8 protein-coding genes and 5 pseudogenes are annotated in these 12,292 nt (G+C 65.6%); 4 read left to right on the top strand and 9 right to left on the bottom strand.

Features of this window, described 5'->3' with window-relative positions:
- The 6 genes and pseudogenes from BVER_RS22685 to BVER_RS22710 form a co-directional block, all read right to left on the bottom strand.
- Nucleotides 1-569: pseudogene (locus tag BVER_RS22685) on the bottom strand (NAD(P)/FAD-dependent oxidoreductase); the annotation flags it as partial.
- Nucleotides 562-1,986: an FAD/NAD(P)-dependent oxidoreductase gene (locus tag BVER_RS22690; RefSeq protein ID WP_050455211.1), complete on the bottom strand. Its 1,425-nt coding sequence runs from the start codon at nt 1,984-1,986 to the stop codon at nt 562-564. The pseudogene BVER_RS22685 and the gene BVER_RS22690, both read right to left, overlap by 8 nt.
- 5 nt (nt 1,987-1,991) lie before the next feature.
- A complete protein-coding gene (locus tag BVER_RS22695) occupies nt 1,992-2,294 on the bottom strand; it encodes a (2Fe-2S)-binding protein (protein WP_050455212.1) in 303 nt (100 codons plus the stop codon).
- A gap of 16 nt (nt 2,295-2,310) precedes the next feature.
- Nucleotides 2,311-3,099, bottom strand: coding sequence for an ABC transporter permease (locus BVER_RS22700; protein ID WP_050455204.1), 789 nt, complete (start codon nt 3,097-3,099; stop codon nt 2,311-2,313).
- 15 nt (nt 3,100-3,114) lie between these two features.
- The gene (locus tag BVER_RS22705) at nt 3,115-4,032 is read right to left on the bottom strand and encodes an ABC transporter permease (protein WP_050455205.1); all 918 of its coding nucleotides are present in this window, start codon (nt 4,030-4,032) and stop codon (nt 3,115-3,117) included.
- Nucleotides 4,025-5,116, bottom strand: a pseudogene (locus BVER_RS22710) (ABC transporter ATP-binding protein). The gene BVER_RS22705 and the pseudogene BVER_RS22710 overlap by 8 nt, the downstream one beginning before the upstream one ends.
- A 299-nt stretch (nt 5,117-5,415) precedes the next feature.
- On the opposite strand from BVER_RS22710, the pseudogene BVER_RS22715 reads away from it, so the two are divergent.
- Nucleotides 5,416-6,249: pseudogene (locus BVER_RS22715) on the top strand (IclR family transcriptional regulator); the annotation flags it as partial.
- Between the two features lie 69 nt (nt 6,250-6,318).
- Here the strand turns inward: BVER_RS22715 and BVER_RS30505 are convergent.
- Nucleotides 6,319-7,224, bottom strand: a pseudogene (locus BVER_RS30505) (LysR family transcriptional regulator); the annotation flags it as partial.
- Nucleotides 7,225-7,363: 139 nt separating this feature from the next.
- Here BVER_RS30505 and BVER_RS22725 point away from each other — a divergent pair.
- Together BVER_RS22725 and BVER_RS22730 are read left to right on the top strand one after the other, a co-directional pair.
- On the top strand, nt 7,364-8,647 hold the full coding sequence (locus tag BVER_RS22725; protein ID WP_050455207.1) for an MFS transporter: 1,284 nt from the start codon (nt 7,364-7,366) through the stop codon (nt 8,645-8,647).
- 36 nt (nt 8,648-8,683) lie between these two features.
- Nucleotides 8,684-10,195: a M81 family metallopeptidase gene (locus tag BVER_RS22730; protein ID WP_050455208.1), complete on the top strand. Its 1,512-nt coding sequence runs from the start codon at nt 8,684-8,686 to the stop codon at nt 10,193-10,195.
- 5 nt (nt 10,196-10,200) lie between these two features.
- On the opposite strand, the pseudogene BVER_RS22735 reads toward BVER_RS22730, so the two are convergent.
- Nucleotides 10,201-11,046 (bottom strand): annotated as a pseudogene (locus tag BVER_RS22735) (IclR family transcriptional regulator).
- Nucleotides 11,047-11,268: 222 nt separating this feature from the next.
- Here BVER_RS22735 and BVER_RS22740 point away from each other — a divergent pair.
- Complete coding sequence (locus BVER_RS22740) at nt 11,269-11,511, top strand: hypothetical protein (protein WP_050455209.1); 243 nt, start codon at nt 11,269-11,271, stop codon at nt 11,509-11,511.
- 16 nt (nt 11,512-11,527) lie between these two features.
- Here BVER_RS22740 and BVER_RS22745 read toward each other — a convergent pair whose 3' ends face one another.
- Complete coding sequence (locus BVER_RS22745) at nt 11,528-12,148, bottom strand: hypothetical protein (RefSeq protein WP_157056172.1); 621 nt, start codon at nt 12,146-12,148, stop codon at nt 11,528-11,530.
- Nucleotides 12,149-12,292: the final 144 nt, after the last annotated feature.

Consider the following 12,292-nt stretch of genomic DNA (forward strand, 5'->3'; position numbering starts at 1 on the left):
CGCGCCGCGGGACGCGCGGCCCGGCGAGGCCGAGTCCGGCGTGTCCGGCCCCCCCGCCCCCGCCCCCGCCCGCGCCCCGCCCCGCGGGCGCAAACCCCGGCCCCCCCAGCCGGGGTTGGGCGGGGCCCCCCCCCGGGCAGAGCAACCCGCCGATCGCCGCCGCGCCGAGCCACGGATAGCGCTTGCGGAACGCGTCGCCGCTCATCACCTGCGATTCGACGCCGTGCTCGCGCGCCATCGCCGACCATTGATGCAGCACGTCGAGATCGGCGTCGCGCCGCGCGAGCCGCAAATGGCCCGAGACGATGATCTCGCCGTCGATGCCGATCAGTTCCGGCAAGCGGCTATAGACGCGCCGCGCGCGCACCGCGAGCGGCATCTGTTCGGCGTTGCGTCCCTGCGTGCGCACGCCGCCGTAATTCACGCCGCTCGCCTGCGCGCCGCAGAAGCGCCGTTCGATCAGCGCGACGCGCAATCCCTGCTTCGCGAGCGCGAGCGCCGTCGACGAACCGACGAACCGACGAGCCCCCGCCCGCAATCACCACGTCGTAATGGCGGGCGTTACTCATCGTGCGCTTCCTCGGGCTGGATCTGCACGCCGTCGTCGTAGAGCATCGGCGTGATGGGAATGGGCTTGATCGGCGCCTGACTGCGCAGACGGCCGACATCGGCGGGCGGCCGGCCGGTTTCGGCGGCGAGCAGCGCAATCGCCGATTCGCCGCACATGCGTCCCTGGCAGCGACCCATGCCGATGCGCGTCAACGCCTTCAGCCGGTTGACTTCGGTGGCGAGTCCGCTGCGGATGCACGCGCGCAGCGTGCCTACGGTGACTTCCTCGCAGCGGCAGACGACGAGATCGTCGGGCCAGTGACGCGCCGGATGCTCGGGCGGCGCAAACGCCTGCTCGATGCCCGCGCGAAACGCCGCGATGCGCTCGAGTTCGCGATCGAGCGTCGCGGCATCGGCGAGGCCGTCGTGCGGTGCGGCGACGCCGATGTCCTCCAGCAGCGCGAGCGCGGCACGGCATCCCGCGCGTTCGGCGGCATCCGCGCCAGCGATACCCGCGCCATCGCCCGCGAGATAGACGTGGCGCACGGAACTGCGCCCGGCGGCATCGCGTTCGGGCAGCCAGCAGCGATTGAGCGGATCGAAGCGGAAGCGGCATCCGGCGAGATCGGCGAGTTGCGTTTCGGGCCTGAGGCCGAAGCCCATGCCGACGGCGTCGCACGCGAGCGTGCGGGCTTCGCCGCGCGACGAACGCCAGCGGATCGCCTGCACCGCATCGGTGCCGTCGATGCCATCGAGCGTCACGCCATGTTCGATACGCACGCCGCGCGCCTTCAGCCAGCCGACGTAGTACACGCCCTTGGCGAACGTCGACGGCTGATTCAGCATGCGCGGCGCGGCGGCGATCTGACGCGCGAACGGGCTCGTATCGAGCACGGCGGCGATCTGCGCGCCCGCTTTCACGTACTGATAGGCGACGAGATAGAGCAGCGGCCCGGTGCCCGCCAAAACGACGCGCGCGCCGATCGCGCAGCCTTGCGCCTTCAACGCGACCTGCGCGCCGCCGAGCGTGAAGACGCCCGCCAGCGTCCATCCCGGCAGCGGCACGATGCGATCCGTTGCGCCGCTCGCGATGATCAGATGCGAAAACGGCACGTTCGCCTCGCGCCCGGCGTGCAGCGTATCGAGCCGGTTCGGCTCGCAGGCCCACGCGAGCGTATCCGGCCGATAGTCGATGCGCGGTAGCAGTTGCGCCATCGCATCGTGAACGGCGGCGGCTTTCTTTGCCTCGAAGCCGTAGAGCGCGGCCTTGTCGCGCGCGAAACCGGCATCGGCGGGCGGCTGGCGATAGATCTGCCCGCCCCAGCGCGCGTTTTCGTCGATGACGACGGGACGCATGCCCGCCGCGACGAGTGTCTGCGCGGCGCGGATGCCCGCCGGTCCCGCGCCCACGATCACCACGCGCGGCCGATCGCCGATATCGCTCATCGCGCGCCCTCCGGATTCGTGACGATGCGCATGCCCGCTTCGATCCGCGTCGAGCAGGCGCGCATCCGCATGCCGTCTTCGGCGCGCACCCAGCAGTCCTGACACGCGCCGATCAGGCAGAAGCCCGCGCGCGGCGTGCCGCCGAATTCGCTGCGGCGCACGTGGCGTTGCTGCGTGAGGATCGCGGTGAGCACGGTATCGCCCGCGAGCGCGTCGACGGACACGCCATCGAGAACGAAGGGAACGCGCTCGCGTTCGGTTTCGACGAGACGAACGAACTGCGGCGCGCGATGCGTCATGGTGCTCATAGATATCTCAGTGCTGGCCGATCAGAATGCGATTGAGCCCGTAGACGCGATCGAGGATCAGCATCGCGCCGGTGGTGATGAAGATCACCAGCGCGGAGACGGACGCCATCATCGGATCGATCGATTCGGTCGCGTACATGCGCACCGGCAGCGTCACCGTTTGCGGCGAGGTAACGAACACCGACATCGTCAGTTCGTCGAAACTGTTGATGAACGCGAGCAGCCAGCCGCCCGTGATGCCCGGCAGAATCGCGGGCAGCGTGATGCGGCGGAACGTGGTCCACGCATTCGCGCCCAGCGATGACGCCGCGTGCTCGATGCTGCGATCCATCCCGCTCACCGAGGCGAGCACGAGACGCATCACGAACGGCGTGATGACGATCATGTGGGCGAGCACCAGCCATGCGAAGGAACCGGTCGCGCCGATCAGCGCGAAGAAGCGCAGCATCGCGATGCCGAGCACGAGGCCGGGAATCACCAGCGGCGAGAGCAACAGCGCATTCAGAAAGCCGCGTCCCGGAAAGCGCGAGCGGCCGATGGCGAGTCCCGCCGGCAGCGCGATCACGAGCGACAAGGTTGCCGACGCGAACGCCAGCTTCACGCTGTTGAAGAACGCGGAGATGAAGTCGGGATAATCGAGGATCGCGCGGAACCAGCGCAGCGACAAACCGCGCGTGGGCAGCGTCAGCGTTTCTTCCGGCGTGAACGCGACGAGCACGACGATCAGCAGCGGCGCGAGCACGAACAGGATCACGACGGTATGGAAGGCGAGTGCGACAGGACCGTTTTTACGCATGATGTTCGCCCTCGTTCAACCCATACTGCGCGCGTAACGGCGCTCGAGCACGCGGTAGTAGGTCAGCATGACTACCAGATTGGCGATGAGCAGCAGCACCGCGATGGTCGCGCCGAGCGGCCAGTTCATCGAACTGAGGAACTGGTCGTAGACGGTCGTCGCCGCAACTTTCAGCCGCCGTCCGCCGAGCAGGCCGGGAATCGCGAAGGCGCTCGCGGAGAGGCCGAACACCATCAGGCTGCCCGACAGAATCTCCGGCACCAGTTGCGGCAGCACGATGCGTCGCATCGTCGTGAAGGGCGAGGCCATCAGCGAGAGCGCGGCGTTTTCGGTCTGCGGATCGATGCGCTGCAACGCCGTCCACACGGGAATCACCATGAACGGCAGCATCACATGGACGAGCGCGATGACGATCGCGAAGGTCGTATAGAGCAGCTTGTACGGCCCGAAGCCGAACACGCCGAGCAGTTGATTGACGATGCCGTTCACGTTGAGCAGCATGCTCCAGCCGAACGCGCGCACCACGACCGATACTAGCAGCGGCGCGAGAATCACCAGCAGAAACATCGAGCGCCACGGATCGCCCATGCGCGACAGGATGTACGCCTCGGGCGTGCCGATCACGACGCACAGAAGCGTCACCAGCGCGGCGATGCCGAAGGTGCGCGCGAAGATCGTGTGGAAGTACGACGAGCCGAGGACTTCGGCGTAGTTGTGGAAATCGAACGCGGCGACGGGGCCCGAGTTCGGATCGAAGCGATATAGCGTGAGCGCGAGCGTCATCGCGAGCGGCACGATCACCAGCACCGCGAACAGCAGCAGCGCGGGCGCGCTCATCATCCACATCGGCAGATAGGCGTGCCACGCGGCGCGGCGCGCGGGCTTCGCATCCGTCGATGCAGTGGGTTCGGACGTGCGCAAGGTGCTATCCACGGACGGCCTCCTGCTGAATGAATCGCAGCGATTCCGCGCTCCAGTCGATGCCCACTTGCGCGCCTTCTTCGAGCGGTTCGTCGCCGTGGTTCTGGCAGCACACGAGCATTTCGCCCGCGCGGCTGTCGAGCCGGTAAAGCCATTGGCTGCCGAGGAAGAAGCGGCTCGTCACGCGGCCGGCCAAACGGCCGCTGCCCGCCGCGCCGAGCCGGAGTTTCTCGGGACGAATGCAGACGGTGATCGCGTCGCCCACGCCGATGGCGCGCTCGCGCTCCGGCAATTGCGCGGTCGTGCCGGTTTCCGCGAGATCGTGGCCGAGGTCGATGCGAATGGCGTCGCCATCGCGCGCGACGATCTTGCCGCGCAGCATGTTGGCCTTGCCGATGAACTGCGACACGAAGCTCGTCTCCGGCCGCTCGTAGGCGCGATACGGCGTATCGACCTGCGTGATGCGTCCGGCTTCCATCACCACGACGCGATCGCTGATCGACAGCGCTTCCGACTGATCGTGCGTGACCATGATGGTCGTCGTGCCGATCTTGCGCTGGATGCCGCGCAATTCGAACTGCATGTCCTCGCGCAGCTTCGCGTCGAGATTTGACATCGGTTCGTCGAGCAGGAGCACGGGCGGCGCGATGACGATGGCGCGCGCGATCGCCACGCGCTGCCGTTGTCCGCCCGACAACTCGCGCGGAAAGCAATGCGCGAAGGCATCGAGCCGCACCAGCGACAGCGCCTCGCGCACGCGGTCGGCGCGTTCGCGCTTGTCGATGCCGCGCATCTCCAGACCGAAGCTGACGTTCTGCTCGACGCTCATATGCGGAAACAGCGCGTAGCTCTGAAACACGATGCCGAGGCCGCGCCGGTTCGGCCGCATATGCGTGATGTCGCGGCCATCGAGCGTGATGCGCCCGCGCGTGGCTTCGATAAAGCCCGCGATCATCTACAGCGTCGTGGTCTTGCCGCAGCCCGACGGTCCGAGCAGCGACACGAACTCGCCTTTCTCGACCGACAGGTTGACGTCGGCGACCGCGTGCAATTCGCCGAACGATTTCGACAGATCCGTCAAGGTGAGGAACGACATGGCCTGCTCCTTCGGTGCATCGCGCACCGCACTTAAGTTCGTTTGATTCCGATGATCCGACTCTAGCCAGCCAAATTTCCGGGCGTCAATTTCAAATTCCATTGAACGATCTAAATCTTAGTTTTGATTCCATTAAACGAAATAGATCGCGTTACTATGGCATCGGCATTTCGCTGAGTGCGGCTTGGGTATTTCCTGAAATTCATGGGGAATTGCGGTTTCGGTTAGCATCGACGGCAGATCGAACGCGTAAGCGCGCATTCCGGAAGATTCCGGTGAATGAAACGAATGAGGCTTGAATGAAGGCATCGGACGAAGAAAACGGAACGCCCGGCGCGGGCATGCTGCAACGCGCGTTCGCGGTGATTCGAGCGCTCGGCGACAGCGACGCCGAAGGCAGCCGCGTGACCGCGCTGGCGAAAACCGTCGGACTCACGCAGGCGACGGTGCATCGCATCCTGCAATCATTGATCGCCGAAGGCGTGGTCGAGCAGGACGAAGGCAGCAAGCGGTATCGGCTGAGCGTGGATTTTTTCTCGCTGGCGGCGCGCGCAGGCAATCCGAGCCGGATGCGCGCGCTGTGCCGGCCGGCCTTGCTCAGGCTGTGCGCGAGTCTCGGCGACACCATCTTTCTGCTCGTCAAAAGCAGCTTCGACGCGGTGTGCCTCGATATCTGCGAAGGCCCGTATCCGATCCGCTCCTTCACCGGCGACGTGGGCGGGCGCGTGGCGCTCGGCGTCGGACAGGGAAGTCTCGCGATTCTCGCGTTCCAGCCGGAAGAGGAGCGCGAGGAAATCATCCGCTACAACGTGCCGCGACTGCTCAGCTACGGCGTATTCGACGAAGTGTATTTGCGCACCGAGATCGAACGCGTGCGCGCCCAGGGTTACGCGGGGCGCAATAGCGGCTTGATCGACGGCATGGCGGGCGTCGCTGTGCCGATTCTCGATCGCGCCGGGCTGGCGGTCGGCGCGCTGAGCGTGGGCACGCTGTCGTCGCGACTCGGCGAGGATCGTCTGCCGATGGTGGTGGAATTGTTGCGGCGTCAGGCGAATGCGATTGGCCCGCAGATCAATCCGTTCGATGTTGCCGTGCGTCGGCCGGTGCACGGCCTCACGCGAACGATGGCGACGCGACCGCTGTGTCCGGACCGCCGCAGGCAGAGGAAAGATAAGCGCGGTTCGCGTCAGGATCGCGCGGCGAAGACTCATTCGCTGCAAGATCCATCTAAGCAGTTCTTCGGCCGCGCCGGACAGCGGCCGTCGCGACTTCACCAGAATGCGCGCCTCGGCCGCCTCGAATAGCGGATGCCGGATCGGCAGCGCGACCAGTTCGCCCGCATCGATTTCGCGATACACCGAGAACGCGCCGATCAGCGTCGCGCCTTCGCCGCGCGTCACGAACTGCCGCAACACCTGAAGCGAATTGGTGACGAGCGTCGGCCGAACCTCGATATTTTCCGCGTACGTCAGCATCTCGATAACCTGTCCGAGACCGAACGCGGGCGGCATCAGCGCGAGCGGATACCGCAGCATTTCGTCGATGGTGACCGCGCCGCCACGCTTCGCCAGCGGATGCGCCGCATTGACCAGCAGCACGACCGGCTGCGACGACGTCGCCCGATACACGATGTCCGGATGCGCGGGCGGGTTGTACGCGAGACCGATATGCGCGCGGCTTTGCGCGACTTCTTCCAGCACGTCGTTGACGGGCATAATATCGACGGCGACATCGAGCTTCGGGTACTGCATGCAGAAGTCGCTCAGCACTTCTTCCATCAAGCCATCGATATAACCTTCGCTGATCGCAAGCCGGATGTGCCCGCGCTGCAATCCACGCAACGCCTGCAAACGGTCTTCCAACTGCTCCTGCTGCGCCTGACAGCCGCGCCAGTATTCGACCAGATGCGCCGCCGCCTCGGTCGGCTTCACGCCGCGCGCCTGCCGCTCGAACAGCGGCGCGCCGACCTCTTCCTCCAGCAAGCGGATTTGCCGTGTGATCACCGATGCAGCCGTGTTCAGGCTGTCCGCCGCCGCGCGGATCGAGCCTTGCGTGAGGACTTCGTGGAAATACCGATACCGCAGCCTTCGCTGATTCAGTTCGCGCATCGGATTCTCAAGGTCGGAGCGTTGCCCAGCGAGCAACGATAGCCGACTTCGGTTGCTCTTGCTCGTCGCATTTTGGTTGTCGAAGTGAATTCATTCCAAGAGTTGGCCCCACGACCGCAACGTTCATCGGAGAACGCCCTTGTCCGCCATTCCTTCCACGCACGTCACCGAACGGCACGCGGCGCTGTATCGCAAGCTCGACTGGCGGTTGCTGCCGTTTCTGCTGCTTTGCTACACGTTCGCGTATCTCGATCGCGTCAATATCGGCTTCGCCAAGTTGCAGATGCAGAGCGATCTCGGCTTTTCCGATGCCGTCTACGGACTCGGCGCGGGCATCTTCTTTCTCGGCTACGTGCTGTTCGAAGTGCCGAGCAATCTGCTGCTGCCGAAGGTCGGCGCGCGCAAGACCATCAGCCGCATCATGATTCTGTGGGGTTTGACCTCGGCGGCGATGCTGTTCGTGCGCAGCCAAACGACCTTCTACGCGATGCGCTTTCTGCTCGGCGTCTTCGAAGCCGGTTTCGCGCCGGGCATGATCTTCTATCTGACCTACTGGTACGGCCGCGCGCGCATGGCGCAGGTAATGGCCATCGTGATGCTCGCCGGGCCGATCGGCGGCATGTTCGGCGGGCCGCTCTCGACGTGGATCATGACGTCGTTCTCCGGCGCGCACGGTCTCGACGGCTGGCAGTGGATGTTCCTCGTCGAAGGCCTGCCGTGCGTGCTGTTCGGTGTGCTCGCGCTGTTCGTGCTCGCCGATCGTCCCGCCGATGCGCGCTGGCTTTCCGACGACGAAAAGCGTCTGCTCGCGTCCGAACTCGATACGTCCGGCGCACATCATTCGTTCGCGCAAGTCGCGCGCGATCCGCGCGTCTATCTGATGGCCGTGCCGTACTTCTGCTTTATCTGCGGCATCTATGCGGTGAGCTTCTGGCTGCCGTCGATCATCAAGGCGGCGGGCGTCAAGGACACGATGCAGATCGGCCTGTATTCCGCGATTCCCTACGTCGCCGCCGCGATCACGATGATCGTCATCGGGCGCAGTTCGGACCGGCGTGGCGAGCGGCATTTTCATAGCCCGATTCCCGCGCTGATCGGCTCGGTGACGCTCGCGCTGGCGACTGTCTTCGGCGGCGATCTGGCGATGTCGCTCACCTGCATGACCATCGCCACCGCGATGATGTGGTCCGCCTACACGGTATTCTGGGCAATGCCGTCCGAGCATCTGAAGGGCGATGCGGCATCGGGCGGGATCGCGCTCATCAACACGATCGGGCTGATCGGCGGCTTTCTCAGCCCGACGATCATCGGCTGGGCGCAGAGCGCGACCGGCAGCCTGCACGCGGGCCTGTACGTGATGGTCGCGTTGCTCTCCATCGGCGCGCTCGTGCTGATCGCGATGCGTCCGGCGTGCGCGGCCTGACGTGCGCTCATCAAACGAAAAAGAGAGGTTTCCATCTTGCCGAGTACACACGCCAACCCCCGCATTGTTTTGATCGCCGGTTTCCAGCACGAAACCAACACCTTCGCGCCGTCGAAAGCGGCCTATGAAAACTTCGAGCGCGGCGAAGGCTTTCCGCTGATGTCGCGCGGCGCCGACGTGCTCGCGCTGCGCGAGGTCAACATTCCCGCAGGCGGCTTTATCCGCGCGGCGCAAGCGGCGGGGCATACGCTCGTGCCGGTGATCTGGGCGGGCGCGAGTCCGTCGGCGCACGTCACGCGCGATGCCTTCGAGCGCATCGCGGGCGAAATCGTCGAGGCCGCGCGCACGCAGCGTTTCGATGCGGTGTATCTCGATCTGCACGGCGCGATGGTCGCCGAGCACGTCGACGACGGCGAAGGCGAAGTGCTGGCGCGCGTGCGCGAAGCGGTCGGGCGCGACGTGCCGATCGTCGCATCGCTCGATCTGCATGCGAACGTCACCGAACGCATGCTGCACAACGCCGATGCGCTGGTTGCGTATCGGACCTATCCGCACGTCGATATGGCGGACACCGGCGCGCGCGCGGCCGCGCTGCTCGAACGGCTGATGGCGGGCGAGACGCTGCATCGCGCGTCGCGGCGGCTGCCGTTCCTGATTCCGATCAACGGCATGTGCACGCTGCTCGAACCGTCGCGCGGCATGTACGGCGCGCTGGATGCGGCGGAGACGGGCGATGTCGTGTCGGCATCGTTCGCGCCGGGATTTCCGGCGGCGGATTTCCCCGAATGCGGCCCGGTGATCTGGGCCTACGCGCATTCGTCCGATGCGGCGAAAACGGCCGTCGACACGCTGTATCGCCGCATGATCGACGACGAAGCCGCCTGGCGCGTGCCGTTCCTGTCGCCCGACGAGGCCGTGCACGAAGCGATGCGCCTTGCGGATGGCGCGAGCCGTCCGGTCGTCATCGCCGATACGCAGGACAACCCCGGCGCGGGCGGCGACGCTAACACGATGGAAATGCTGCGCGCGCTCGTGCGCAACGGCGCGACGGGCGCGACCTTCGGGCTGATCTACGATCCCGACGCGGCCGCGGCGGCGCATCGCGCGGGCGTGGGTGCGCGGGTGGAATTGTCGCTGGGCGGGCAATCGAAAGTGCCGGGCGACGCGCCGTTTGCAGGCGTTTTCGAAGTGATGTCGCTATCGGACGGACGCTGCCGCTACGACGGCCCGATGATGAACGGCATGCAGGCCGAACTCGGCCCGGTGGCGTGTTTGCGTATCGATGGCGTGCTGATCGCGGTGAGTTCGGGCAAGGCGCAGATGCTTGATCGCAATCTCTATCGCGTCGCGGGCATCCAGCCCGAGGACATGAAGATTCTCGTCAACAAGAGTTCGGTGCATTTCCGCGCGGATTTCGAGCCGATCGCAGAGGCGGTGCTGGTCGCGAAAGCGCCCGGCCCGATGGTCGCCGATCCCGCCGATCTGCCGTGGACGCGCCTCGCGCCGGGCATTCGCACGCGGCCGGGCGGGGAGGCGTTCGCGGGCTGATCGTGTCAGGCGATGCCGGTCGCGCAGAATCGCGAAGCAGGCTGACGCCCGAGCAGCGCCTCGATCTCCGACTTGCATTGCAGCAGCGCCGCGAGCAACGCCTCGCGCGTCCGCTCGAAGCGCGGCGCGGGCACGCCGAGCGAAATCGCATAGTGCTCGTGCGATCCCGAGTCCAGAAACACGCCGATTCCGCACACGCCTTCGGCATGTTCCTGTTCGTCGACCGCGTAACCCGCGCGGCGCACCTATTCGATCGCGGCGAGCAGCGCGCTCATCTTGTCGATGCTCGCGGGCGTGCGCGTCGGCAGCTTGCCGGCGAAGAGCTGCCTGATTTCGTCGTCGGGACGCTGCGCGAGCAACGCCTTGCCGTGCACGGTCAGATGCACCGGAAACGCCGTGCCCACCGGCGACACCACGCGCAATTCCTGATCCGACAGATACTGATCCACGCTGATCGCATGCTGCCCGCGATACACGCAGACGTTCACGGTCTCGCGCGTGCGCCGTCCGAGCGCCTCCACAAACGGCCGCGCGATGCCGACAAAATCCGTATGCGCCGATGCCACGAGCCGCGCGATCGCCGGCCCGAGCCGCACGCCATCGGTCCCGGCGATGACCATTTGCTGCGCCTCCAGCGCACCGACGATCCGATGCACCGTCGTGCGCGGCAGCGCCGCCGCCCGCGCGATCTGCCCGATCGACAAGCCGCCTTGCTGATTCTCCAGCGCCCGCAACACGGCCGCCGCCCGCGCGATGACCTGCTTGCCCGACGACGCATCGCTTTCCGGCGCGTCGTCAGTTGCGCTAACCTGTTGTTCCGCCTGCCTTGACCCCGTCTTGCGACTCGGCATAGACTGTTCCTTTCGCCGGTTCCTTTCGCCGGATTACTGTTCCGTAGAGCGGACATCGTACAGCAGCGTCATTCACCCGTCAAGACGAGCGGCGGGCGCGATCAACCCATAAAAGAAGGCCAGAATGGCTGAGGAACTGGTAATTGCGCGAGTGAAATCGGTCGGGGCCGATATCTCGCGGTCCATCTGCGTTATCGGAACGACGCGGGAATCGGCATCGGCATGGGCAGTCTGCTGTATCGCGTGACGACCAAATCCGGCGATACCGACATCCGCAGCACGCCGAACGCCACGCCCATTCCCTCCGGCGAGACCGTGGAGATATTCATCGAGATCGACGAGACCGTGCGCAGCCTCGACTTCATCGGCTATTCGATGGACGCGCGCGACGCGATTCCAGTGCGCGCGCACATCGAAGCCGGCTTTCTGCGCTGGAAACTGCTCGGCCCGCGCGAGGACGCCTGACGCGTGAAGCGTCGCGTCACTGCGGCAACTTGCCGAGGTAGGTCTGACAGACGTGACTCGCGTTGTAATCCGATGCCAGTTCCAGCAATTCCTTGCCGTCCGTGGACGGCAGCAGCGCATCGGAATAATTGGGACACGGGTCGTCGAAGGCGGTCGGCACCGGCACGGGCGCGGCTTCGACCGTCCACGCGCCGCTGCCGTCGAGCGCCGAATTGACAAACAGCAACTGGCCGTTCTGCGCCGACACGCTGCCGTCCGCTTCGTGCAGCACCTGACCGACGGCGATCAGCTTGCCCGCGCCGCCGCCGTTCGGCGTCCAGACACTGGAAGGCGCGTGCTCGAAATATTGTCCCGTCGATGAACGGATGATCGTGCCGAGGTCCGTGGGCGTGCCGTAATTCCAGCCATCGGTCGAGGTCCGCGAATAAGCGACGCAATTCTGCGGGCCGCAAATCTCGTAGCTCATGAAGTAGTTGCCGTTCGGGAGCGTGCTGACGCGCGCCATCCCCGGTCGCGACGCCTGCGCGGATGCGGCCACCGTATCGCTTTTGTCCTGCCAGGTTTTGCCGTCGTAAGTGCGCATCTGTACGAGCTTCTGGCTGCAGCACGGATCGGTCTCGTCGCTCCAGAACATCACCAGCGCGCCGTCCTTGGCGATACTGAGTCGGCCCTTCAGAATTAGTCGAAGTCAAGGGTGGCAAGGGGCCGCCGGAAGATCGTGTTTCCCAGAACTCCCAGAAGCAATATTGATCTGAATGGTTTCCTGGGAGTTTGGAACTTC

It is taken from the genome of Candidatus Burkholderia verschuerenii (assembly GCF_001189365.1).
GTDB lineage: Bacteria > Pseudomonadota > Gammaproteobacteria > Burkholderiales > Burkholderiaceae > Caballeronia > Caballeronia verschuerenii.